Origin of the sequence: Methylibium sp., from assembly GCF_013817365.1 — a bacterium.
In the GTDB taxonomy this organism is placed as follows: domain Bacteria; phylum Pseudomonadota; class Gammaproteobacteria; order Burkholderiales; family Burkholderiaceae_C; genus Methylibium.
The window spans coordinates 1-23070 of the sequence record NZ_JACDCU010000014.1 but is presented as its reverse complement, the minus strand read 5'-3'; the positions used below and the strand labels follow the sequence as shown (position 1 = coordinate 23070).

Here is a 23070-nt window from a genome sequence, read left to right as displayed (position 1 = left end):
GGACTGGGGTGATGCCCTGCGCCTGCTCGGCTGGTTCGCCTGGCCGGCCTGGGCCTTGGCTGCGTGGACGCTGTGGCGCTGGCGCGCCCATGCGAAGCACCGCCACATCGCGGTTCCCGCCAGCGTGCTGCTCGTGGCATTGGCCGCGTGCATCGGCATGCGCGCTTCCGACCGCGCCTTGATGCTGGCCCTGCCCGCGCTCGCGGTGCTCGCCGCGTTCGCGCTGCCCACCTTGCAGCGCAGCGTGTCGGCTGCAATCGACTGGTTCTCGGTGGCCTTCTTCAGCCTAGGCGCGATCGCGATCTGGGTCATCTACGCCTCCTTGCAGCTCGGTGTGCCGGCCAAGCCGGCACAGAACATCGCGCGGCTTGCGCCAGGCTATCTGGGCGGTTTTTCGCTTTGGGCGCTGCTCGTCGGGCTGGCGGGCACGCTGGCGTGGCTGCTGCTGGTGCGTTGGCGCACGGGGCGTCACCAGCAGGCGTTGTGGAAGAGCCTGGTGTTGCCGGCCAGCGGCCTGACCTTGTGCTGGCTTCTGCTGATGAGCCTGCTGCTGCCCGTGCTGGACTATGCACGCAGCTACCGGCCGCTGGTGGAACACATCGCCCGGCATGTCCCCGACGACGCCTGTGTCGCCGCGATCGGCCTGCAAACGGCCCAATTGGCCGCGCTCGAATACCACGGCGGCTGGCGCGTCGAGGCGCTGGGCGCCGCGTCGAGCGATTGCGGCTATCTGCTCGCGCCGGGCCGCGTCGGCATGCCGGCAGACGAGCTGCAGCGCGACGGCTGGTTGCTCGTGGCCCGCGAACGCCGACCGACCGAGCGCGACGACGAGACCGTGGTCTATCGCCGCACCGAGCCCGCCGAGGCAGGCACCGGCACTGCGCGGTGACGTCCGCGCGCACGCTCGTCGGCCGCATCGCGCGGCATGCCGGCTCGATTCTGATCGGTCAAATCGCGGTGATCGGCTATGCAGTGGCCGACACGGTGATGACCGGCCGCCACAACAGCTCCGACCTCGCGGCGTTGGCGATCGGCTCGGCTGTCTACATCAGCGTCTACATTGCGTTGACCGGCGTAGTGCAGGCGCTGATCCCGGTCGTCGGACACCACCACGGCGCCGGCAACCCCGAAGGCGTGCGGCGCAGCTTCCAGCAAGGTGCCTGGCTCGCGGCAGCCGTCGCGCTGCCGGGCATGGCGCTGCTGCTGTTCCCAGAGCCGCTGCTGGCGCTGGTGAAGACCGAGGCGGAGATCATCGAACGGGTGCGCGCCTACCTGTTCTGGCTGGCCTGGGCGCTGCCGGCGGGCCTGCTGTTTCGCGTGTACGCCGGCTTGAACCAGGGCCTGTCGCGCCCGCTGATGGTCACGCTCTTGCAGCTGATGGCGCTGGCGCTCAAGGTGCCGCTCAACGCCTGGTTGATCTTCGGCGGCGCCGGCGTTCCGGCGCTGGGCGTGGCCGGCTGCGCGCTGGCCACGCTCATCGTGCAGTGGTCGCTCGCGACGGTGGCCATGACGATGCTCACGCGCCATGCGCTTTACCGGCCGCTGCGGCTCTTCTCGGACTGGCAAGGGCCGCGCTGGGCGCAGCAGCGGGAACTGCTGCGCCTGGGCCTGCCCAGCGGAGCCGCTTTGTTCTTCGAGGTGACCGGCTTCGCACTGATGGCCGTGTTCATAGCGCGGCTCGGCACCACGCCGCTGGGGGCTCACCAGATCGCGGCCAACGTCGCCAGCGTGATCTACATGCTGCCGCTGTCGATCGGCATCGCCACGGGCGCGCTCGCCTCGCAATCGCTCGGCGCCGGCGACCGGCGGCAGGCCCGGCGCGTGTGCCAGCAGGGCCTGGCGCTCGCGCTGGGCCTCATCGCGCTGCTGAGCGTGGTGCTGGTGTTCACGCGCGGCACGCTGGCAGAGGCCTACAGCAAGGACACGGCGGTGCAGGCGATGGCGGCGCACTTGCTGCTGATCGTCGCGGTGAGCCAGCTCGTCGACGCGACGCAGTGCGTCGCATCGTTCGCGCTGCGCGCTTATCGCGTCGCCCTGCTGCCGGCGATCAGCTACGCCGTGGGCCTGTGGGGCGTGGGCCTGGCCGGCGGTTACTGGCTCGCCTTCCAGTCGCCGGCGGGGTGGCCGAACGCGCTCGGGGGCGCGGCGGCATTCTGGTTCGCCAACGGGGTGGCGCTGCTGCTGGTGTGCGCCTTGTTGCTGGCGCTGCTTCAGCGTGTCTCGGCGGTGCTGCCGCGCACGGCGGTGAGCGCTTCGCCCTGACGGCGCGGGTCGGGCGCCGGCTCCAGGTAGCGCAACCGCGCAGCCGGGAAGACGAGCCGGAAGGTCGAACCCTTGCCCGGCTCGCTTTGCACATTCAGTTCGCCGCCGTGTCGCTGCACGACGTGCTTGACGATCGACAGTCCCAGCCCCGTGCCGCCGGTGTCGCGCGAGCGGCTGCCGTCGACGCGGTAGAAGCGCTCGGTGAGCCGCGCGATGTGTTCGCGCTCGATGCCCGGCCCGGTGTCCTTCACCGTGAACTCGCCCGAGCCGTTGGGCAGCACGCGCCACGCGATGTCGATGCGGCCGCCCTCGGACGTGTAGCGCACGGCGTTGTTGGCCAGGTTCGTCAAGGCGCTGAGCAACTCGGTCTCGGCGCCGGCAATCTGGGCGGCGTCGTCGCTGTTCAGGGTGAGCGCGTGCCGGCCCATCGAAAGGGCGCGGGCATCGACTTCCACCTGTCGCAGCAGTTTGTCGACGGCCACCCATCGGTCGGCAGCGGGCCGGGGGCTACCTTCAAGCTGGGCCAGCGTCAACAGATCGGCGACCAGGCTTTGCATGCGCTGCGTCTGCTGGCTCATGAGCAGCAGCACGCGCTTGCGCTCCACCTCTGTGAGCGGCAGGCTGGCCATGGTCTCGATGAAACCCGACAGCACCGTGAGCGGTGTGCGGATCTCGTGCGACACGTTGGCGACGAAATCGCGGCGCATGGCGTCGGCGCGTTCGCGCTCGGTGATGTCCTGCGACAGCACCAGTTTTCTGCCTTCGCCGTAGTCGCGCACCAGCACCGACAGCGTGCCGCGTCCGCGCGGGTCCGGAAACTGCACCGGCTCCTTGAAAACACCCGTCTGCAGATAGGCCACGAAGGCGGGCGCGCGCACGAGGTTGGTGATGTGCTGCAGCCGATCGCGCTGCGGATCGAGGCCGAAATGCGCCGCTGCCACCGAATTGCACCAGTCGATCTGCTCGTTGACATCGAGCATGAGCACCCCGTTGGGCGAGGCCTCCATCGCGTCGAGAAAGCGGCTGAGCCGGGCCTGCTCCTGCCCGGCGAGTCTTTCCCGCAAGCGGATGCTGCGCTCGACGCGGTAACCGATTTCGCCCCAGAACCCGGCGTCGCGAGGTGCGTCGGCCTCCTGCGTTCCACGCAGCCAGGCGATGAGTCGCATGCCGCGGATGGTGTCGAGCACGACCAGCAGTGCCACCGCGACCACCGCGCCGAGCAGCGCGCCGAGCACCGGCGCCCGCAGGGAGCTGCCGACGAAGTAGCCGAGCAAGCCGCCGGCGAGCATTGCGGCGACACCGACGAGCAGCCGCGAAAGCAGCCAGCTCACGCGCGCCTTCCGCCGCCCGGCTGCACGCTCAAGTCGACAACGCGGCCACCTGCTGCGTGAGCCGGTAGCCGGCGCCGCGCACCGTCTCGATCATGGTCGAGCAGGCCACGGGCGCGAGCGCTTCGCGCAAGCGCTTGACGTGCACATCGACCGTGCGCTCTTCGATGAACACGTGGTCGCCCCAGACGCGGTCGAGCAGCTGCGCCCGCGAGTGCACTCGCTCCGGATGCGTCATGAAGAAATGCAGCAGGCGGAACTCGGTCGGCCCGATCTTGACCTCCAGGTCGCCACGACCGACTCTGCGCGTGGACGGGTCCAGCCGGAGCGATCCGACCTCGACGGCGCTGTCCAGTGCCTCGGGCGCCTTGCGGCGCAGCACCGCCCGGATGCGCGCCATCAGCTCGTGGGTCGAGAACGGTTTGGTCAGATAGTCGTCCGCGCCGGCATCGAGCCCGGCCACCTTGTCGCCCTCGTCGGCGCGCGCGGTCAGCATGATGACCGGCAGCTCCTTGGTGCGGCTCTCGGCGCGCCAGCGCTTGGCCAGGGCAAGCCCCGACTGACCCGGCAGCATCCAGTCGAGGATGACCAGCTCGGGCAGCACACGATCGATCTCGGCTTGTGCCTCGTCGGCCGTGGCCGCGACGCGCACCTCGTAGCCCGCATGACGCAGATTGAGCGAGATCAGCTCGGCAATCGCCGCCTCGTCTTCCACCACCAGCACTCGACTCATGAATGACTCCTCATTGCTTGCGGGATGGCGCGTCAGCGAACCATCGACTCGACCGTCGCCACCGGGTTGTGGCGCACGTCGGTGCCCTTGACGACATATATGATCTGCTCGGCCAGGTTCTTGGCATGGTCGCCGACCCGCTCGATCGCCTTGGCGACGAACACGAGGTCGATGCTCGCGGAAATGGTGCGCGGGTCTTCCATCATGAAGGTGATGAGCTTGCGCATCAGGCCTTCGAACTCCTGGTCGATCTGGTCGTCCTGCTTGAGCACCTCGACCGCCTTTTCCACGTCGAGCCGTGCGAAGGCATCGAGCGCCTTGCGCAGCAGCGCGGTGGCCAGCGTGGCCTCGAAAGCGACGTCGGAGACCGGCAGGCGCAGCCGGCTCGACACGCCCGTGTTGACGAGTCGCTGCACCGTGCGCGCGACCCGGGCCGCTTCGTCGCCGACGCGCTCGAGGTTGCCGATGGTCTTGCTCACCGCGATCAGCAGGCGCAAGTCGCGCGCCGTGGGCTGGCGGCGCGCGATGATGCTGGAAAGGTCGCGGTCGATGTCGACCTCCATCTGGTTGACCTTCTCCTCCTGCACGAGCACTTGCGCGGCGGTCTCGCTGCTGAAGTTGCTGAGCGCATACATCGCCTGCGCGACCTGCGACTCGACCAGGCCACCCATCTCGAGCACGCGCGTCGAGATGCCGCTGAGTTCGGCATCGAACTGGGTCGAAAGGTGTTTCTCGCTCATGCTGCTGTCCTCGGTTGTCTTCGTTCAGGCGGGTTGGAGGGCCGCCACCCTCACCCGAACCGCCCGGTGATGTAATCCTCGGTGTCCTTCTTCCGGGGCTTCATGAAGAGGTCGGAGGTCGGCCCGAACTCGATCAGGTCGCCCAGGTACATGTAGGCCGTGTAGTCCGAGCAGCGCGCCGCCTGCTGCATGTTGTGGGTGACGATCACCACGGTGTAATCGGCCTTGAGCTCGTGGATCAGCTCCTCGATCTTGCCGGTGGAAATCGGGTCCAGCGCCGAGCAGGGCTCGTCGAGCAGCAGCACCTCGGGCTTGATGGCGATGCCGCGCGCGATGCACAGGCGTTGCTGCTGCCCGCCGGACAAGCCCGAGCCGCTCTGGTTGAGCTTGTCCTTGACCTCGTTCCACAGCGCCGCCTTCTTCAGCGCCCACTCCACCCGCTCGTCCATCTCGGCCCGAGGCAGGGCCTCGAACAGCTTCACGCCGAAAGCGATGTTGTCGTAGATCGACATCGGAAACGGCGTGGGCTTCTGAAAGACCATGCCGATCTTGGCGCGGATGAGCGAGACGTCGTCCTTCGAATTCAGGATGTCTTCGCCGTCGAGCAGCACCTGCCCTTCGGCGCGCTGCTCCGGATACAGCTCGAACATGCGGTTGAAGCAACGCAGCAGCGTCGACTTGCCGCAGCCGGAGGGGCCGATGAAGGCAGTGACCTTGTTCTCCGGGATGTCGAGGTCGATGTGCTTGAGCGCCAGGAAGTGGCCGTAGTAGAAATTCAGGCCGCGCACGGAAAGCTTGGGCTTTTCGGTCACGGGCATTTCGACTTTTGCGTCCATGTCGAAGAGTCCTCGGTCAGTGTTTGTTGCGGAACAGCACGCGCGCCAGGATGTTGAGCGCGAGCACGCCGATCGTGATCAGGAACACGCCGGCCCAGGCCAGCTTCTGCCAGTTCTCGTAGGGACTGAGCGCGAACTTGAAGATGGTCACTGGCAGGCTGGCCATCGGCTGACTCAGGTCGCTGGTCCAGAACTGGTTCGACAGCGCCGTGAAGAGCAAGGGCGCCGTCTCGCCGGCGATGCGCGCCAGCGCCAGCAGGATGCCGGTCATGACGCCCGCGCGCGCGGCCTTCAGCGTGACCGTCATGATCACCCGCCACTTCGGCGTGCCCAGCGCATAGGCCGCCTCGCGCAATGAATTCGGGATCAGGACGAGCATGTTCTCGGTGGTGCGGATCACGACCGGAATCACGATCAGCGCCAGCGCCAGCACGCCGGCCCAGCCCGAGAACGTATTCATCTGCGCCACCACCACCGCGTAGATGAACAGACCGATGACGATCGAAGGCGCCGACAGCAGGATGTCGTTGATGAATCGGGTGACCGCTCCCAGCCATGTCTTCTGCCCGTACTCCGCGAGGTAGATGCCGGCAAGGATGCCGATCGGCGTGCCCAGCGCGGTGGCCAGCGACACCATGACCACAGAGCCGAAGATGGCGTTAGCCAGGCCTCCCTCGCCTTGCGGCGGCGGCGTCATCTCGGTGAAAAGCGACAGCGCGAGGCCGCCGACACCGAGGCGTACCGTCTCGACAAGGATCCAGATCAGCCAGAAAAGGCCGAAGGACATGGCGATCAGCGCGAGCGTGAGGGCGATCACGTTGGTGCGCTTGCGCCCCGCATGCATGCTCAGGCGTCGCGCCTGATGCGCCGCGGCCGCGGGATCGGCAAGACTGCTCATCGGAACCCCCTGGGCAGTCGCCCTGACCCCGCGCAGGGGCCTGCATTCGCAGCGCGATGGCTCGGCGACGGACTCATGCCCGGGTCCCCTCGCCTTTTTGAAGCTGCATCAGCAGCAGCTTCGAGCAGGCCAGCACGACGAAGGTGATGAAGAAAAGCACCAGGCCCAGGTAGATCAGCGAAGCCTGGTGCAGGCCTTCGCCGGCCTCGGCGAACTCGTTGGCCAGCGCGGAGGTGATGCTGTTGGCGGCCTGGAACAGGGACAGCGAATCGAGCTGGTTGAAGTTGCCGATCACGAAGGTCACGGCCATGGTTTCTCCCAAGGCACGGCCGAGGCCGAGCATGATGCCGCCGACCACTCCCGTCTTGGTGTAGGGCAGCACAACCTGATAGACCACTTCCCAGGTGGTCGAACCCAGCGCGTAAGCGGACTCCTTGAGCATCGGCGGCGTGACCTCGAACACGTCTCGCATCACCGAGGCGATGAAGGGGATCACCATGATGGCGAGGATGATGCCTGCCGACAGAATGCCGATGCCCACCGGCGGCCCGCTGAACAGGGCGCCGAGCACCGGCACGTCGCCGAAGGCGTTTTGCAGCGGCTGCTGCACGTAGGTCGAGAGAATGGGGCTGAACACCAGCAGTCCCCACATGCCGTAGACGATGGAGGGGACCGCAGCCAGCAACTCGATGGCGGTGCCCAGCGGGCGCTTGAGCCACGCCGGCGACAGCTCGGTCAGGAACAGCGCGATGCCGAAGCTCACGGGCACGGCGATCAGCAGCGCGATGAAGGACGTCATCACCGTGCCGTAGATCATCACCAGGCCGCCGTACTCGTCTTGCACCGGGTCCCACTCGCTGCGCCACAGGAACGACAGTCCGTAGGCGCTGATCGAGGGCCAGGCGCCAATCACCAGTGAAACGATGATGCCGAACAGCAAACCCAGGGTGAGCACTGCGGCGCTGTGAGCCAGCAAGGAGAACAGCTTGTCGGCCCAGGCCGAGGCGCGGCGAATCGGAGGCGGCCGATCCCTCGGCTCGGATCGTTGCATCTTCTGCTTGTCGGGATACGGGGTTGCGGGCAGTGTAGCGGCCACGTCACGCCTCCTTTTTTACGGCAGCAGCGGGGCCTGCCTACCGGCATGACCCCGCTCTCAACGACCCGCGAGGACGCGGGTCGGGCGTTTCGCTTACTTGTAGGCGATCGCCTTGCCCGAGCCGTCCTTGAGGTTGTCGGCCCACTGCTTGCGCACCATGGCCTTGACCGCGTCTGGCATCGGCACGTAGTCCAGCTCCGAGGCCATCTTGTCGCCGTTGGCGTACGCCCAGTCGAAGAACTTCAGCGCGTTGGCCGAGCTTTCGGGTTTCTCGGGGTTCTTGTGCATCAGGATGAACGTGGCGCCCGTGATCGGCCATGCGTCCTTGCCTGCCTGATCGGTGAGGATCTGGTAGAAGGTCTTGTCCCATTGAGCGCCGGCAGCGGCAGCCTTGAAGTTGTCTTCATCGGGGCTCACGAAGTTGCCGTCCTTGTTCTTGAGCATGACGTGAGACATCTTGTTCTGCTTGGCGTAGGCGTACTCGACGTAGCCGATGGAGTTCGGGAGTCGCTGCACGAAGGCCGACACGCCCTCGTTGCCCTTACCGCCCGCGCCCGTCGGCCAGTTCACCGCGGTGCCCTCACCGACCTTGCTCTTCCAATCCGGGTTGACCTTGGAGAGATAGTTGGTGAACAGGAAGGTGGTTCCGGAGCCGTCGGCGCGGCGCACCGGCGTGATCGCGGCGTCGGGCAATGAAACGCCAGGGTTCAGCGCGGCGATCGCCGGGTCGTTCCACTTGGTGATCTTGCCGAGGTAGACGTCGCCGAGCACCTGACCGGTCAGTTTGAGCTGGCCGGGCTTGACGCCCTCGATGTTGACCACGGGAACCACGCCGCCGATCACGGTGGGGAACTGGATCATTCCTTCCTTGGTCAATTCTTCGTCCTTGAGCGGCGCATCGGAGGCGCCGAAGTCGACCGTCTTGGCCTTGATCTGCTTGATGCCGCCGCCCGAGCCGATCGACTGATAGTTCACGCGAGCGTCGGTGGCCTTGTTGTATGCGTCGGCCCATTGCGAGTAAACGGGAGCCGGGAACGACGCGCCAGCGCCGGTGATGTCCTGGGCGAGAGCGATGGTCGAGCCACCGATGAGCGATGCGGCCACGAAGGCCGAGCGCAGGAGCGTGAGTTTCATGGACTGCCCTTTCCGACAGGTGTTGCGGTATGACAGGACTCTAGGCAGCGTTTGTGACAACCGGATGAACGGCGTGCCACCCTGCACGAGGCCGGTGCCGGTCACAAGCAATTCACCGATTGGTCACTCGACTGTCATGAGCGCGCCGCCCCGCCAGGCGAGGCAGCCATGCCACTCGAAGATGCTCAGCCTTGGCGCACGACCTCGGCGAGCCGCTGGGCGCAGCGCTCGGCCAAGCCGGCATCGTCGGCCTCGACCATCACGCGCAGCAGCGGCTCGGTCCCCGACGGCCGGATGAGCAAGCGGCCGCGCTGGCCCAGCTCGGCCAGTGCGCTGTGCTGCGCGTCGGCCAGGGCGGTGCTGGCCTTCCAGTCCTGCCCCGGGCGCAGCCTGACGTTGATCAGCACCTGCGGAAAGAGCATCACACCGTCGAGCAGCTGCGCCAGCGTGCGGCCGCTGCGCACCGCCGCCTGAAGCACCTGCAGGGCACTGATCAAACCATCGCCGGTGGTGTGACAGTCGAGCGCGATCAGGTGGCCTGAACCTTCGCCGCCGAGCTGCCAACCGCGCGCCAGCAATTCTTCCAGCACATAACGGTCGCCGACCTTGGCACGGACGAAAGCCACGCCGCGTCGCTCGAGCGCCTGCTCGACGCCCAGATTGGTCATCAGTGTGCCGACCACGCCGGCGATCCGATGACCGCGCGCCAGCCGCTCGGCCACCATCAGGTAGAGCAGCTCGTCGCCATCGTAGAGCCGCCCGTCGGCATCGACGATCTGCAGCCGGTCGGCATCGCCGTCCAGCGCTACGCCGTAGTCGGCCTGGTGCTCGCCCACCGCACGGACCAGCGCCTCGGGGTGGGTGGCGCCGAAGCCGTCGTTGATGTTGAGACCGTCGGGGCTGCAGCCGATGGCCACCACCTCGGCGCCAAGTTCGTGGAACACGCTGGGCGCCACCGCATAGGCCGCGCCATGCGCGCCATCGACCACCAGCTTCAAGCCTTTGAGCGTGAAATCTGCAGCGACGGTGCTCTTGCAGAACTCGACATAGCGGCCTTGCGCGTCGTCGAGGCGGCGCGCCTTGCCGAGACCCCCCGAGTCGACCCACTGCGGCGCCTCTTCCAGTGCAGCCTCGACCGCCTGCTCCCACGCATCGGACAGCTTGGCGCCCTGTGCCGAAAAGAACTTGATGCCGTTGTCGCCGAACGGATTGTGCGAGGCGCTGATCACCACGCCCAGATTCAGGCGCAACGCGCGCGTCAGGTAAGCCACGCCGGGTGTCGGAAGCGGACCGGTCAGCAACACATCAACGCCGGCCGAGGCAAAGCCGGCCTCGAGCGCGGACTCCAGCATGTAGCCGGAAATGCGGGTGTCCTTGCCGATCAGCACTGTCGGCTTGGCCTCCTGCGCCTTGAGCACGCGGCCCACCGCATGGCCGAGCCGCAACATGAAATCGGGGGTGATCGGGGGCTCGCCGACCGTGCCACGGATGCCGTCGGTGCCGAAGTAGCGTCTGCTCATGGGGCGCGATTGTGACCGGCCGCGGCGCGGCGGCAGCACGAGCCGTCCCTGGGCTCGAGCGATCTCGTCCTCCCGTTCAGGCGCACAGACCCGCGGCGCGCCATACCTTCAGCGCATCGACCGTCTCCGCCACGTCGTGAACCCGCACGATGCGCGCCCCGAGCTGCACTGCGGCCAGCGCGGAGGCCACACTCGCCACCAGGCGCCCCTCGACCGGCCGGCCGGTCAGAGTGCCGAGCGACGACTTGCGCGACCACCCGGCCAGCAAGGGGGCGCCGAGAGCCAGCAGCTCGCGCTGGCGCGCCAGCAGCTCGAAGTTGTGCGCGGGGGTCTTTCCGAAACCGATGCCCGGATCGAGCGCAATGCGCGCGGGCCCGACGCCTCGCGCCAGCAAGGCCTGCATTCGTTCGCGCAGAAAGTCCGCCACCTCGGCCACCACGTCGCCGTAGTGCGGATCGGCCTGCATGGACTTCGGCTCCCCGCGCATGTGCATCAAACAAACGCCGCACGCCGGGTGTGCGGCCACCACCTCGAGCGCGCCCGGCGCGCGCAGTGCATTGATGTCGTTGACGATGTCGCAGCCCACCTCGAGCGCCGCTCGCATGACTTCTGGCTTGGTCGTGTCCACCGACACCGGCACGCCGAACTTGACGGCTTCCTGCAACACCGGCATGACGCGGGCCAGCTCCTCAGCGAGCATGACCGCGTCCGAGCCGGGACGGCTCGACTCGCCGCCGATGTCGAGAATGTCGGCGCCCTCGCGAAGCAGCGCCTCGCAGTGCGCCAGCGCGGCCTTCGCGCCGGCATGGCGGCCGCCGTCGGAAAAGGAATCCGGCGTGGTGTTGACGATGCCCATCACCCGCGGCGCCGCGAGGTCGATGGCATGGCGAGCGGTCTGCCAGATCATGGTCAAAGGTGAATGCCGAAGAGAAACGCAAGACGGGGCCGAAGCCCCGTCATCCTGTCACCGGAAAACCGGTCAGACCACTGTCACCGGTGTGCCGTCGGGGTTGCCGCTGGGCGCACCACCGCTGCCGCTGCCGCCATTGACACCGGCGGCGTTGGTCGAGGTCCAGTCCTTGGGTGCACGCGGTGGTTTGCCCGACATGATGTCGTCGATCTGCTCGGCATCGATGGTTTCCCACTCGAGCAGGGCCTTCGCCATGATGTGCATCTTGTCCTGGTTGTCCTCGATCAGCTTGCGTGCGATCGAGTACTGCTCGTCGATGATCTTGCGGATCTCGCGATCGACCTTCTGCATCGTCTGCTCGGAGACGTTGACCTGCTTGGTCACCGAACGCCCGAGGAAGACCTCGCCTTCATTTTCGGCATAGACCATCGGGCCGAGCTCATTGGTCATGCCGTAGCGGGTAACCATGTCTCGGGCCAGTTGCGTGGCGCGCTCGAAGTCGTTGGAGGCGCCCGTGGTCATCTGGTTCATGAACACCTCCTCCGCAATGCGCCCGCCGAACAGCACCGAGATCGTGCTGAGCATGCGCTCCTTGTCGAGGCTGTAGCGGTCGCCTTCAGGCAGCTGCATCGTTACGCCCAGCGCGCGCCCCCGCGGAATGACGGTGACCTTGTGCACGGGGTCGGTCTTGGGCATCAGCCGGGCAACCAGGGCGTGTCCCGACTCATGATAGGCCGTGTTCTTGCGCTCTTCCTCCGGCATGACCATGGACTTGCGCTCGGGGCCCATCATGATCTTGTCCTTGGCCTTCTCGAAGTCGACCATCTCGACCACGCGCGCGCTGCGTCGCGCAGCGAACAGCGCCGCCTCATTCACCAGATTGGCCAGATCAGCGCCCGAGAAGCCCGGCGTGCCGCGCGCCAGTATGTCGGCGCGGATGTCCTGGCCGATCGGCACCTTGCGTGTGTGCACGTTTAGGATCTGTTCGCGGCCGCGAACGTCGGGCAAGGTCACATAAACCTGGCGGTCGAAGCGGCCGGGGCGCAGCAGGGCCGGATCGAGAATATCGGGCCGGTTGGTCGCAGCCATGACGATCACGCCGACGTTGGTCTCGAAGCCGTCCATCTCGACCAGCATCTGGTTCAGGGTCTGCTCTCGCTCGTCGTTGCCTCCACCGAGGCCGGCACCACGGTGGCGGCCGACCGCGTCGATTTCGTCAATGAAAATGATGCAGGGTGCGTTCTTCTTGGCTTGGTCGAACATGTCACGCACGCGGGCCGCGCCGACGCCGACGAACATTTCAACGAAGTCGGAACCCGAGATGCTGAAGAACGGCACCTTGGCCTCGCCCGCGATTGCCTTGGCGAGCAAGGTCTTGCCGGTGCCAGGAGGGCCGACCAGCAACACCCCGCGCGGAATCCGTCCGCCGAGCTTCTGGAACTTTTGCGGGTCCTTGAGGAAATCGACCAGTTCCTTGACCTCTTCCTTGGCTTCGTCGCAACCGGCAACGTCCTGGAAGGTCGTGGTGTTGTTCGCTTCGTCGAGCATGCGCGCCTTCGATTTGCCGAAGCTGAAAGCGCCGCCCTTGCCGCCGCCCTGCATCTGCCGCATGAAGTAGATCCACACGCCGATCAGCAGCAGCATCGGGCCCCAGCTGAGCAAAATGCTCATGAGGATCGACTGTTCTTCACGCGGCTTCACGTCGAACTTTACGTCGTTGTCGATCAGGTCGCCCACGAGGCCTCGGTCGAGATAGGTCGCCGTGGTGCGCAGCGTCTTGCCGTCGGTGGTTTGCGCGCGGATATCGGTCGCGCCGCTGCCGCTTTCCTGCAAGGTGACCGCAGCAATGCGATTGGTACGCACTTCTTCCAGAAAGTCGGAATATCCGATCTGTGCGCCAGCCGTGGCGGTACGGTTGAACTGGTTAAACACCGTGAACAGGACCAAGGCGATGACCAGCCAAACAGCGACCTTTGAGAACCATTGATTGTTCACCGCGTCTCCTCCACCGAATCTCGCCCACAAAGGGCGTTGAACATTTGCTGCAAGAAAATTTCCTACATCTACGGACAAGTGCGGACGAGTTTAGTCGAGTCAACCCCTTCGTCCGATCGGCTTTGCCATGGTCGGTGATAGGTCTTGCCGACCTCGGCGTTTTGTTTCGACCGGGTTTTCACGCCTTCTTGGGACCGATGCCGACCAAAAAGGTTTCGGCTGATTTGTCGCGGGAAGCTTTTGGCTTGATGGGCTTGACGACGCGAAAGCTCTTCTTGAACAGCTCGACCAGCTGGCTGTGCCCACTGCCATGGAAAACCTTGCAGACCAAGGCCCCCGTCGGCTTGAGGTTGACCAAGGCGAACTCGACCGCCAGTTCGATCAGCAGCGCCATGCGTGCCGAGTCTGAAGCGGCGATGCCCGACAGGTTGGGCGCCATGTCGGAAACAACGACGTCGACCGCCCGGCCGCCCAATGCAACTTCCAGCTCGGCCAAAGTGGCTGGCTCGTGAAAATCGCCCTGGATGAAGCGCACCCCCTCGATCGGCTCGAGTTCGGCCAAGTCGAGCGCAATGATCGTGCCGTCGAGCTCGCCGACCGCCGCACCGCCCGAGCCGGCCTTCGCGGGCGCGAAGCGGCGCCGCAGGTACTGGCTCCAGGCGCCCGGAGCGGCGCCCAGGTCGACCACCAACTGCCCGGGGCGGATCAACCCCAGCGCCTCGTCAATTTCCTTGAGCTTGTACGCGGCCCGAGCGCGGTAGCCCTCCTTGCGCGCCAGCTTCACATAGGTGTCGTTGACATGGTCGTTCAGCCAAGCCTTGTTGACCTTCTTGCTCTTGGTGTTTGTCTTCATCTGCGATCGATAATAGGGGCATGCCTGCCCTTTCACTCACGCCTGCCGAGCGCAAGGCGCACCGCGCCGAAGCGCACCACCTCGATCCGGTCGTCATGGTCGGCGCCGAGGGCCTGACACCCGCGGTGCTCAAGGAGGCCGACGCCGGCCTTTCGGCGCACGGACTGATCAAGGTGCGCGTCTTCTCCGACGAGCGCCAAAGCCGCGAGGCCTTGTTCGCCAGCCTGTGCGATCAACTCGGTGCCGCCCCGATCCAGCACATCGGCAAGCTGCTGGTGCTGTGGCGGCCGGTCCCGCCCAAGCTGAAAGTCGAGGACGCGAAGCGAAAAGCTGGGCCGCGGACGGTGAAGATCCTGAAGTTCTCGAAGAGCGGCAACCACCGCGCTCAGGTGAAGAAGCTGACGGTACTGGGCAACCAGCGGCTGACGGCAGGGGGCATCGTCAAGCGCGCGAAGCGGCGCGTGGCCAGCAGCAAAAAGGGTGGCGGCGGTACCTGAATCACGCCACTGACGACGCCGTCGGCAGGTGCTGCGTCGAGGTCACGCCCATCGACACGTAAATGCTGGTGAGCGCCTCGATGCCGATCTCGGCTGGCGTCACCCAGGCCTGCGGCACATACAGCAGCCCGCCGCCCACGGGCACCGGCGAGGTCGGCAGGAGCACCGCATGAAAAAGCGCGCCGTTCAGCAAGATCGGCTCGGCGCACGACAGCAGGCCGAGCACCGCCACGCCGCCGGGGCCGCCGAAGTGGCACCACACCGGGCGCATCGATTGCAGCCCTCCCGTCTCTCGTGTCGAGAGCAGGCCGACGAAACGCTCGACAAGGCTGTAGATGTTGCGCACGACCGGAATGCGCTGCACGAGGGCATTGGTCGTGCGTCCGAGCCAGTTGCGTAGCTTGGTCTGCACGAGCAGCCCAAGCGCGAAGATCGCCAGCAGCACGATCGCCACGCCGATCAGGTAGCCCACCACCTCTGAGCCCGCGCCGCGCAGGCCGAGGGCGACCAACAACTGCCCGATGAAGCTGCCCGGCCCGACGTAGTCGAACAGAAGCCGCAGCACCCACACGACGACCAGCACCGTGGCGGCGAGTGGCAGCGCTGCGATCAAGCCTGCTAAAAAAATGCCGGACAGCGTTCGGGCGCGCGGATTCCCGGTGTCGCTCATGGCTCTCAGCTCCTCAGCGAAGGGCGAAGGCGAACGGGCTGCCGCCGCAAATGGCGGATGGCGGGCCTCCAGCTGCAGGTTTTCCGCGCATTGCGGCATGTGCCAGCGCGGGCAGGGGTCATGACCGCGCGCCTCGCCAGGCCAACGCAGCAACGAGCAACGTCTTGAAGCCGTAAAAGCCGATCGAGACGGCATGCAGAGCCCCGAAGGACCACCGACCTTGGCCGGCGCGGGCAGCCTCCATCATCGGCTGCAGCGCGAACTGGCCGAACACCGTGCAGAACAGCGCCCCCAGCACCAGCAGCAGTTCGGCGCTGATTCGCGAACCTTGAGCAGCGGCAGCCCGCAGCGAAGCACGCTGGCGCTCAATCAGCCCGAGGGCGATGCACAAGGCAAGACTGAGTTGCGCCTCGACGGCAAACAGCCGACCGGCCACCCGGCCGGCCGCGGCACGCTCGAGCAAGGCAAACAGGCTCGGGGCTGCGATCAGCGCAATGGCCAGCAGAACGCCCAGCCACAGGGCCGGCAACAGCCGGCGGAGGCGTCCGCCAAGACCACCGGGCTGCGCCGGGCTCACTGGTAACGCACCTCGACGATCTCGTAGCGGCGCACACCGCCCGGTGCCTGGAATTCGGCGACCTCGCCGGCCTCCTTGCCGATCATGGCGCGGGCGATCGGCGAGCTGACCGAGACGAGACCTTGCTTCAGGTCGGCCTCGTCGTCGCCGACGATCTGGTAAGTCACCGCCTCACCGGAGGCCTCGTCCTCGAGATCGACCGTGGCGCCGAAAACCACCTTGCCGCCGGCCTCGAGCGCCTGCGGGTCGATGATCTGCGCGGCTGCCATCTTGCTTTCGATCTCGGCGATGCGGCCTTCGATGAAGCCCTGCTTGTCTTTGGCCGCCTCGTACTCGGCGTTCTCCGACAGATCGCCCTGAGCGCGCGCTTCGGCGATGGCCTGGATCACGGCGTGGCGCTCCACGGACTTGAGCCGCTGCAGCTCATCCTTCAATTTTTCGGCGCCGCGCAGGGTGAGCGGGATGGTGGTAGCCATGGCTGTCTCTCGAAAACGTCGGTCTCAAAAAAGTCAGCCGCCCCGGATTCCGGGGCGGCCGCATCGAGCCTGCAGTTTAGTGGAGTTGCGCGTGCAATTCCTGCAGCGAAAGTACGGTCAAGTCGTCCTGGTGCTTGAGCGCTTCGACTGCCGCCTCGCAACCCGCCATGGTGGTGTAGTAGCTGACGCGGTTCGCGATCGCCGCCGTGCGGATGTAGCGCGAGTCAGCGATCGCGGTGCGCGTTTCGTCCACCGTGGTGAACACGAGCTGGATCTCGCCGGCCTTGATCATGTCGGCGATGTGCGGCCGGCCGTCCTTGACCTTGTTGACCGTCTTCACTGCCACGCCCGCCTCCGCAAACGACGCCGCCGTGCCTTTGGTCGCCGCAATCTGGAAGCCGAGCGCGACGAGTTCTCTGGCCACCACGACCGCGCGGGCCTTGTCGGCATTCTTGACGGTGATGCACACCACGCCCTTGCCCGGCAGCTTCGAGCCCGCCCCGAGCTGGCTCTTTAGCATGGCCTCGCCGAAGCTGCGCCCCGCGCCCATGACTTCGCCGGTCGAGCGCATCTCCGGGCCGAGGATCGGGTCGACGCCAGGGAACTTGTTGAACGGAAACACCGCCTCCTTGACGCTGAAGTACGGCGGCACCGTCTCGCGCGGGGGCCTTCCGCCGAGCGCCTTCTGAGTGCTGAGCTTCTGACCGACCATGCAGCGCGCCGCGATCTTGGCCAGCGGCTGGCCCGTCGCCTTGGACACGAAAGGCACGGTGCGCGAGGCACGCGGATTGACCTCGAGCACATAGACGACCGCGTCATCGCCCTCGCCCTGAATGGCGAACTGCACGTTCATCAGGCCGACCACCTTCAATGCCTTGGCCATCGCAGCAGTCTGCCGGCGCAGTTCGTCCTGTAGACGCTCGCTCAGCGCGTAGGGCGGCAGCGAACACGCCGAGTCGCCGGAGTGCACGCCCGCCTGCTCGATGTGCTCCATGATGGCGCCGATCATCACCTGCTCGCCGTCGCTGATGCAGTCGACGTCGACCTCGACCGCATCGTCGAGAAAGCGGTCGAGCAGCACGGGCGACTTCTCGCTGACCTTGACCGCTTCGCGCATGTAGCGCTCCAAGTCCTTGTCGCCATGCACGATCTCCATGGCGCGGCCGCCGAGCACATAGCTCGGCCGCACGACCAGCGGATAGCCGATCTCCTGCGCCAGCACGAGCGCCTGTTCCTCGGTGCGCGCGATGCGGTTCGGTGGCTGTTTTAGGCCCAGCGTGTGCAACAGCTGCTGGAAGCGCTCCCGGTCTTCGGCGATGTCGATGCTGTCGGGGCTGGTGCCGACGATCGGCACGCCCGCGCGTTCGAGATCGAGCGCGAGCTTGAGTGGCGTCTGACCGCCGTACTGCACGATCACGCCGACGGGCTTTTCCTTGTCGACGATCTCGAGCACATCCTCCAGGGTCACCGGCTCGAAATAGAGGCGGTCCGAGGTGTCGTAGTCGGTCGAAACCGTCTCCGGGTTGCAGTTGACCATGATGGTCTCGTAACCGTCCTCGCGCAGGGCCAGCGCGGCATGCACGCAGCAGTAGTCGAACTCGATGCCCTGGCCGATGCGGTTGGGCCCGCCGCCGAGCACCATGATCTTCTTGGCAGAGGTCGGCTCGGCCTCGCACTCTTCGTCGTAGGTCGAATACAGATAGGCGGTCTGCGTCGCGAATTCCGCCGCGCAGGTGTCCACACGCTTGTAGACCGGGCGCACGCCCAACGCATGCCGCGCAGCGCGCACCGCGTGCTGGTTCGTGACCAGCAGCTTGGCCAGGCGCTTGTCGGAGAAGCCCTTGCGCTTGAGAAAACGGAGTTCGTCCTTGCTCAACCCCGCGAGGCTTCGACCCCTGAGCGCGGTCTCGGCCTGCACGAGCTGCTCGATCTGCGCCAGGAACCAGGGGTCGATCGCCGTCTCTTCGAAGATCTCCTTGCGGCTCATGCCGATGCGAAAGGCATCCGCCACGAACAAGATGCGCTCCGGCCCCGCCTCGCCGATCTCCTGAACGATCTCTTCGCGGTCGGTGCTGCGCTCGTCGAGACCGTCGATGCCTGTCTCCAGGCCGCGCAGCGCCTTCTGGAAGCTCTCTTGAAAGGTACGGCCCATGGCCATGACCTCGCCCACCGACTTCATCTGCGTCGTCAGGCGCGAATCGGCGGCCGGGAATTTCTCGAACGCGAAGCGCGGAATCTTCGTGACCACGTAGTCGATGCTCGGCTCGAACGAGACCGGCGTGGCGCCGCCGGTGATGTCGTTCTTCAGCTCGTCGAGTGTGTAGCCGATGGCCAGCTTGGCGGCCACCTTGGCGATCGGAAAGCCCGTCGCCTTGGAGGCCAGAGCCGAGCTGCGGCTCACGCGCGGGTTCATCTCGATCACGACCATGCGGCCGTTCTCGGGGTTGATGGAGAACTGCACGTTGGAGCCGCCGGTGTCGACGCCGATCTCGCGCAGGATCGCGATCGAGGCATTGCGAAGCAGCTGGTATTCCTTGTCGGTCAGGGTTTGCGCGGGGGCCACGGTGATCGAATCGCCCGTGTGGATGCCCATCGGGTCGAGGTTCTCGATCGAACACACGATGATGCAGTTGTCCGCCTTGTCGCGGACCACTTCCATCTCGTATTCCTTCCAGCCGATCAGCGACTCCTCGATGAGCAGTTCCTTGGTCGGCGAAAGGTCCAGCCCGCGCTTGCAGATCTCCTCGAACTCTTCCGGGTTGTAGGCGATGCCGCCGCCAGTCCCGCCGAGCGTGAAGCTGGGGCGCACGACCATCGGAAAGCCGGAGCCGCCGATGTCCTTGGTGATGCGCCGCTGCACCTCGAGCGCCTCGTCCATGGAGTGCGCGATACCGCTCCTGGCCGACGCCAAACCGATGCCGGTCATGGCGTCCTTGAACTTGAGGCGGTCTTCGGCTTTCTCGATGGCGTGCTCGTTGGCGCCGATCATCTCGACGCCGTACTTGGCCAGCACGCCGTGCTTGTGAAGATCGAGCGCGCAGTTAAGCGCGGTCTGGCCGCCCATCGTGGGCAGCACCGCCATTTTCTCGTCGGGCCGGGCCTGCCGTTCCTTGGCGATGATCTTCTCGACCACCTGCCAGGTGATCGGCTCGATGTAGGTGGCGTCGGCCATTTCCGGGTCGGTCATGATCGTCGCCGGATTGCTGTTGACGAGGACGACGCGAAAGCCTTCCTCGCGCAGCGCTTTGCAGGCCTGGGCGCCGGAATAGTCGAACTCGCAGGCTTGGCCGATGACGATCGGGCCGGCGCCGATGATGAGGATGCTCTGGAGGTCGGTGCGCTTGGGCATGTCAGTTCTTTTCCATCAGCGCAATAAAGCGGTCGAACAGGTAGCCGATGTCGTGCGGGCCGGGCGAGGCCTCGGGATGGCCCTGAAAGCAGAAGGCGGGTTTGTCGGTGCGGGCCAGGCCTTGCAGCGTGCCGTCGAACAGGCTCACGTGCGTCGTCCGCAGGTTGGCCGGCAGCGTGCTCTCGTCGACCGCGAAGCCGTGGTTCTGACTGGTGATGCAGACACGGCCGCTGTCGAGGTCCTTCACCGGATGGTTGGCGCCGTGGTGGCCGAATTTCATCTTGAAGGTCTTGGCGCCCGAGGCCAGCGCCATGATCTGGTGCCCCAGGCAGATGCCGAAAGTCGGCAGGCCGCGCTCGACCAGTTCGCGTGTGGACTCGATGGCGTAATCGCAGGGCTCGGGATCGCCCGGGCCGTTGGCCAGGAAGATGCCGTCCGGTTTGAGCAGCAGCGCTTCGGAGGCCGGCGTGCGCGCTGGCACCACCGTGATCTGGCAGCCTCGGCTGGCCAGCATGCGTAGGATGTTGCGCTTGACGCCGTAGTCGTAGGCCACCACGTGAAAGCGCGGCTCGCGCTGAGTGCCGCAACCGCTGCCGAGGGCCCATTCGGTCTCTGTCCACGCATAGGGCATGGCGGTACTGACCACCTTGGCAAGATCGAGGCCGGCCATGTTCGGTGCGGCCTTCGCTTTGGCCAAGGCATCGTCGACATGCGCCTGAGTCACCGACACGCCGCTCGGCAGCGCCAGGATGCAGCCGTTCTGCGCGCCGCGGGTGCGCAGCAAGCGGGTGAGCCGGCGCGTGTCGATGTCGGCGATGGCCGCGGTCCCCTCGTCGCGCAGATACTTGCCGAGACTGCGCGTGCTGCGGAAGTTCGATTCGACCTGCGGGAGATCGCGGATCACCAGGCCGGCGGCATGCACCTTGCCCGCCTCCACGTCCTCGTCATTGACGCCGGTGTTGCCGATGTGCGGGTAGGTCAGCGTGACGATCTGCAGCGCGTAACTCGGGTCGGTGAGGATTTCCTGATAACCGCTGAGCGAGGTGTTGAACACCACCTCGCCGACCGTGTGGCCGGCAGCGCCGATCGAGGTTCCTTGAAACACCGTGCCGTCTGCGAGTACGAGAAGGGCGGAAGGCAGGTCGGGCAGCACGGGATTCTCCGTTGTTGCGCGCGCCGAACTCGGCGCTGGAGCAGCGTCGGTCGGGGTCTTCCGAAGGGACAGACAGAGCGGCCTCTGGGCGAAAGAGTAGGCGCGGGCAGGATGATGCGGGTAAACCTGTAAATTATAGCCAGCCACTCCCGCCACACCGCCGCCATTGCCTGCGGCGATTTTGCCGGGGACTCGGCCTCACCCCTCAAAGGAGACTCTCATGCAAGGCGACGCCCAGGTCATTGCTCACCTCAACGCGCAGCTCAAGAACGAACTGACGGCGATCAACCAGTACTTCATGCACTACCGGCTTATGAAGCACTGGGGCTACGACAAGTTCGCCAAGAAGGAGTACGAGGAGTCGATCGGCGAAATGAAGCACGCCGACCGGCTGATGGACCGCATCCTCATGCTGGATGGTTTGCCCAATCTGCAGGATCTCGGCAAGCTCATGATCGGGGAGGACCTGATCGAGGCGCTGCGCAGCGACCTCGGGCTCGAGCGCGGCGCCCAGGCCACCATCAAGGACGGCATCGCTCATTGCGAGACCGTGCGCGACTACGTCTCGCGTGAAGTGCTGCAGGACATCCTCGACGACACCGAGGAGCACATCGACTTCCTTGAAACCCAGCTCGGCCTGGTCGACCAGGTGGGCGTCCAGAACTACCTTCAGTCGCAGATGGGCGAAGTGGACGGCTAAGCCATCCATTCAACAGATTCAAGCGAGCCAGGAAATCCTTTACTGCAACGTGGGTGTTGAAGTACGAATCATTCCTATTTATAGTCCGTTCGTTCCCTCTTCCGCCGGACTACCGCGCCATGATCGTCTGCGTTTGCCACCGCATCTCTCACCGTGACATTGAACGCCATGCCGTGGCCTGCGACAGCTTCGATGAATTGCAGTTCAGCACGGGAGTGGCGACCGGTTGTGGCCGATGCGGAGACTGCGCCCGGGCAGTATTCGACGATGCGCGGGAAGGCTCGTCTTGCGGCGCCGCGGCCCACGGCACGGGGCTGCACGTACTGACGCTGGCCCGGGCGTGAAATCCAATGTGGTGGCTCGCCAGCCTGCCGGTTGTGATCATTGGGGCATGCTGGGTGCTGGCCCGCCCGGCCACCCCTCGGAAGGCCCAAGCGGAGCCGGTAAGGATGCTCAGCCCAAGGCTGCCAAGCCGGCCCGTGCAATCTGCACGTCCTCGTTCGATTTCACGCCACTGACTCCGATAGCGCCGACGCAGTGCCCTTCCACGATGATCGGCACGCCGCCCTCCAGCATGCCGTGCAGGATCGGTGCGCTCAGGAAGGAAACGCGGCCCTGGTTGATCATTTCCTCGTAGATGCGGCTCTCACGGCGCCCGACAGCCGCCGTATGCGCCTTGGCTGGTGCGATGTGTGCGGAAGCGGGTGCAGCGCCATCCAGGCGCTGCAGCCACAGCAGGTGACCGCCGTCATCGACGATCGCGATCGTCACCGGCCACTGGTTGGCCAGCGCCTGCGCTTCGGCAGCGGCGGCGACGCGCTTGATATCGGACAGGGAAAGACAGGGTTTGGTGTGCATGGCGCCTTGACCAACAGTGGAAAGCCCGCACTTTATAGCGGCGGAGGTCGAGTCGGCCAGCCGCGCTGGTGATCTGAGGTTGGCGCTCGAGCGACGGCTTGCAACAGCACGCGCAGACCGGAACTAGAATTCCCTCAGTCGCTCCAATCGGGCGGTGCTACTTACAAGGAGGTTCTGATGAACGAAACCCTGCAGACCGGCTACCTCGGTGCCGGCGCTGTTAGCGAGCAGCGCAATCGCGTGCTGCGCAACACCTACTGGCTGCTTGCCCTGTCTCTCGTGCCGACAGTGTTCGGAGCCTGGGTCGGCGTGAGCACCGGCTTCAGCTTCTTCGCCGGCAGTCCGTTCATCGGATTCCTGCTGTTCATGGGCATTGCCTTCGGCTTCTTCTTCGCGATCGAGAAGTTCAAGAATTCAGGCATCGGCGTCGCGCTGCTGCTCGGATTCACGTTCTTCATGGGTCTGATGCTGTCGCGCCTAATCGG

Annotated in this window: 22 protein-coding genes and 1 pseudogene; 6 read left to right on the top strand and 17 right to left on the bottom strand. The window is 65.8% G+C overall.

Annotation, left to right across the window (positions count from 1 at the left end):
* Both H0W38_RS02230 and H0W38_RS02225 read left to right on the top strand, forming a co-directional pair.
* A pseudogene (locus tag H0W38_RS02230) lies at nt 1–889 on the top strand (hypothetical protein); the annotation flags it as partial.
* Complete coding sequence (locus H0W38_RS02225) at nt 886–2262, top strand: MATE family efflux transporter (protein WP_292450884.1); 1377 nt, start codon at nt 886–888, stop codon at nt 2260–2262. The pseudogene H0W38_RS02230 and the gene H0W38_RS02225, both read left to right, overlap by 4 nt.
* Here H0W38_RS02225 and phoR read toward each other — a convergent pair.
* The 11 genes from phoR to H0W38_RS02170 form a co-directional block, all read right to left on the bottom strand.
* Nucleotides 2211–3593, bottom strand: coding sequence for a phosphate regulon sensor histidine kinase PhoR (gene phoR, locus H0W38_RS02220; RefSeq protein ID WP_292450883.1), 1383 nt, complete (start codon nt 3591–3593; stop codon nt 2211–2213). The two genes, H0W38_RS02225 and phoR, sit on opposite strands and share 52 nt — an antisense overlap.
* Before the next feature lie 28 nt (nt 3594–3621).
* Nucleotides 3622–4323, bottom strand: coding sequence for a phosphate regulon transcriptional regulator PhoB (gene phoB, locus H0W38_RS02215; protein ID WP_292450882.1), 702 nt, complete (start codon nt 4321–4323; stop codon nt 3622–3624).
* 32 nt (nt 4324–4355) lie between these two features.
* A complete protein-coding gene (phoU, locus tag H0W38_RS02210) occupies nt 4356–5063 on the bottom strand; it encodes a phosphate signaling complex protein PhoU (protein WP_292450881.1) in 708 nt (235 codons plus the stop codon).
* A gap of 50 nt (nt 5064–5113) precedes the next feature.
* Entirely contained in the window at nt 5114–5899 is a 786-nt protein-coding gene (pstB, locus tag H0W38_RS02205) for a phosphate ABC transporter ATP-binding protein PstB (RefSeq protein WP_292450880.1), read from the bottom strand.
* Between the two features lie 16 nt (nt 5900–5915).
* Nucleotides 5916–6797, bottom strand: coding sequence for a phosphate ABC transporter permease PstA (pstA, locus tag H0W38_RS02200; protein ID WP_292450879.1), 882 nt, complete (start codon nt 6795–6797; stop codon nt 5916–5918).
* A 73-nt stretch (nt 6798–6870) separates the two neighbouring features.
* Nucleotides 6871–7848: a phosphate ABC transporter permease PstC gene (gene pstC / locus H0W38_RS02195; RefSeq protein WP_292450885.1), complete on the bottom strand. Its 978-nt coding sequence runs from the start codon at nt 7846–7848 to the stop codon at nt 6871–6873.
* Nucleotides 7849–7986: 138 nt separating this feature from the next.
* Nucleotides 7987–9027, bottom strand: coding sequence for a phosphate ABC transporter substrate-binding protein PstS (gene pstS, locus H0W38_RS02190; protein WP_292450878.1), 1041 nt, complete (start codon nt 9025–9027; stop codon nt 7987–7989).
* A gap of 185 nt (nt 9028–9212) precedes the next feature.
* Nucleotides 9213–10547, bottom strand: coding sequence for a phosphoglucosamine mutase (glmM, locus tag H0W38_RS02185; protein WP_292450877.1), 1335 nt, complete (start codon nt 10545–10547; stop codon nt 9213–9215).
* 76 nt (nt 10548–10623) lie between these two features.
* Nucleotides 10624–11454 (bottom strand): dihydropteroate synthase, encoded by an 831-nt coding sequence (gene folP, locus H0W38_RS02180; protein WP_292450876.1) that lies wholly within the window; start codon nt 11452–11454, stop codon nt 10624–10626.
* Between the two features lie 72 nt (nt 11455–11526).
* Complete coding sequence (ftsH, locus tag H0W38_RS02175) at nt 11527–13452, bottom strand: ATP-dependent zinc metalloprotease FtsH (RefSeq protein ID WP_292450875.1); 1926 nt, start codon at nt 13450–13452, stop codon at nt 11527–11529.
* Nucleotides 13453–13630: 178 nt separating this feature from the next.
* Nucleotides 13631–14305 (bottom strand): RlmE family RNA methyltransferase, encoded by a 675-nt coding sequence (locus tag H0W38_RS02170; RefSeq protein ID WP_292450874.1) that lies wholly within the window; start codon nt 14303–14305, stop codon nt 13631–13633.
* 20 nt (nt 14306–14325) lie between these two features.
* Here H0W38_RS02170 and H0W38_RS02165 point away from each other — a divergent pair, with 20 nt between their 5' ends.
* Nucleotides 14326–14802 carry a YhbY family RNA-binding protein gene (locus tag H0W38_RS02165; protein WP_292450873.1) on the top strand — a complete coding sequence of 159 codons (477 nt, stop codon included), beginning with the start codon at nt 14326–14328 and terminating at the stop codon, nt 14800–14802.
* A 1-nt stretch (nt 14803) separates the two neighbouring features.
* Here H0W38_RS02165 and H0W38_RS02160 read toward each other — a convergent pair whose 3' ends face one another.
* The 5 genes from H0W38_RS02160 to carA form a co-directional block, all read right to left on the bottom strand.
* Entirely contained in the window at nt 14804–15472 is a 669-nt protein-coding gene (locus tag H0W38_RS02160; protein WP_292450872.1) for a DUF502 domain-containing protein, read from the bottom strand.
* 118 nt (nt 15473–15590) lie between these two features.
* Entirely contained in the window at nt 15591–16049 is a 459-nt protein-coding gene (locus H0W38_RS02155) for a DUF4149 domain-containing protein (RefSeq protein WP_292450871.1), read from the bottom strand.
* Nucleotides 16046–16525, bottom strand: coding sequence for a transcription elongation factor GreA (gene greA / locus H0W38_RS02150; RefSeq protein ID WP_292443403.1), 480 nt, complete (start codon nt 16523–16525; stop codon nt 16046–16048). Before greA ends, H0W38_RS02155 begins: the two co-directional genes overlap by 4 nt.
* Before the next feature lie 76 nt (nt 16526–16601).
* Nucleotides 16602–19874: a carbamoyl-phosphate synthase large subunit gene (gene carB / locus H0W38_RS02145; protein ID WP_292450870.1), complete on the bottom strand. Its 3273-nt coding sequence runs from the start codon at nt 19872–19874 to the stop codon at nt 16602–16604.
* Between the two features lies 1 nt (nt 19875).
* Nucleotides 19876–21027 (bottom strand): glutamine-hydrolyzing carbamoyl-phosphate synthase small subunit, encoded by a 1152-nt coding sequence (carA, locus tag H0W38_RS02140; RefSeq protein ID WP_292450869.1) that lies wholly within the window; start codon nt 21025–21027, stop codon nt 19876–19878.
* Nucleotides 21028–21247: 220 nt separating this feature from the next.
* Between carA and bfr the strand changes: the two genes are divergently transcribed.
* Complete coding sequence (gene bfr, locus H0W38_RS02135; RefSeq protein WP_292450868.1) at nt 21248–21727, top strand: bacterioferritin; 480 nt, start codon at nt 21248–21250, stop codon at nt 21725–21727.
* A gap of 119 nt (nt 21728–21846) precedes the next feature.
* The gene (locus H0W38_RS02130; protein ID WP_292450867.1) at nt 21847–22071 is read left to right on the top strand and encodes a (2Fe-2S)-binding protein; all 225 of its coding nucleotides are present in this window, start codon (nt 21847–21849) and stop codon (nt 22069–22071) included.
* Nucleotides 22072–22180: 109 nt separating this feature from the next.
* Here H0W38_RS02130 and H0W38_RS02125 read toward each other — a convergent pair whose 3' ends face one another.
* Nucleotides 22181–22585, bottom strand: coding sequence for a heme-binding protein (locus H0W38_RS02125; protein ID WP_292450866.1), 405 nt, complete (start codon nt 22583–22585; stop codon nt 22181–22183).
* 177 nt (nt 22586–22762) lie between these two features.
* Here H0W38_RS02125 and H0W38_RS02120 point away from each other — a divergent pair.
* Nucleotides 22763–23070: Bax inhibitor-1 family protein (locus H0W38_RS02120; RefSeq protein WP_292450865.1), on the top strand; the 308-nt coding region annotated here is incomplete at its 3' end.

Excerpts from the sequence above, each read along its gene's own strand:
- H0W38_RS02125 (WP_292450866.1), bottom strand. The coding sequence starts at position 22,585 with ATGCACACCAAACCCTGTCTTTCCCTGTCCGATATCAAGCGCGTCGCC.
- glmM (WP_292450877.1), bottom strand. The coding sequence starts at position 10,547 with ATGAGCAGACGCTACTTCGGCACCGACGGCATCCGTGGCACGGTCGGC.
- phoU (WP_292450881.1), bottom strand. The coding sequence starts at position 5,063 with ATGAGCGAGAAACACCTTTCGACCCAGTTCGATGCCGAACTCAGCGGC.
- bfr (WP_292450868.1), top strand. The coding sequence starts at position 21,248 with ATGCAAGGCGACGCCCAGGTCATTGCTCACCTCAACGCGCAGCTCAAG.
- H0W38_RS02170 (WP_292450874.1), bottom strand. The coding sequence starts at position 14,305 with ATGAAGACAAACACCAAGAGCAAGAAGGTCAACAAGGCTTGGCTGAAC.
- pstB (WP_292450880.1), bottom strand. The coding sequence starts at position 5,899 with ATGGACGCAAAAGTCGAAATGCCCGTGACCGAAAAGCCCAAGCTTTCC.
- folP (WP_292450876.1), bottom strand. The coding sequence starts at position 11,454 with ATGATCTGGCAGACCGCTCGCCATGCCATCGACCTCGCGGCGCCGCGG.
- H0W38_RS02165 (WP_292450873.1), top strand. The coding sequence starts at position 14,326 with ATGCCTGCCCTTTCACTCACGCCTGCCGAGCGCAAGGCGCACCGCGCC.
- pstC (WP_292450885.1), bottom strand. The coding sequence starts at position 7,848 with ATGCAACGATCCGAGCCGAGGGATCGGCCGCCTCCGATTCGCCGCGCC.
- greA (WP_292443403.1), bottom strand. The coding sequence starts at position 16,525 with ATGGCTACCACCATCCCGCTCACCCTGCGCGGCGCCGAAAAATTGAAG.
- pstA (WP_292450879.1), bottom strand. The coding sequence starts at position 6,797 with ATGAGCAGTCTTGCCGATCCCGCGGCCGCGGCGCATCAGGCGCGACGC.
- phoB (WP_292450882.1), bottom strand. The coding sequence starts at position 4,323 with ATGAGTCGAGTGCTGGTGGTGGAAGACGAGGCGGCGATTGCCGAGCTG.
- carB (WP_292450870.1), bottom strand. The coding sequence starts at position 19,874 with ATGCCCAAGCGCACCGACCTCCAGAGCATCCTCATCATCGGCGCCGGC.
- H0W38_RS02160 (WP_292450872.1), bottom strand. The coding sequence starts at position 15,472 with ATGAGCGACACCGGGAATCCGCGCGCCCGAACGCTGTCCGGCATTTTT.
- pstS (WP_292450878.1), bottom strand. The coding sequence starts at position 9,027 with ATGAAACTCACGCTCCTGCGCTCGGCCTTCGTGGCCGCATCGCTCATC.
- H0W38_RS02130 (WP_292450867.1), top strand. The coding sequence starts at position 21,847 with ATGATCGTCTGCGTTTGCCACCGCATCTCTCACCGTGACATTGAACGC.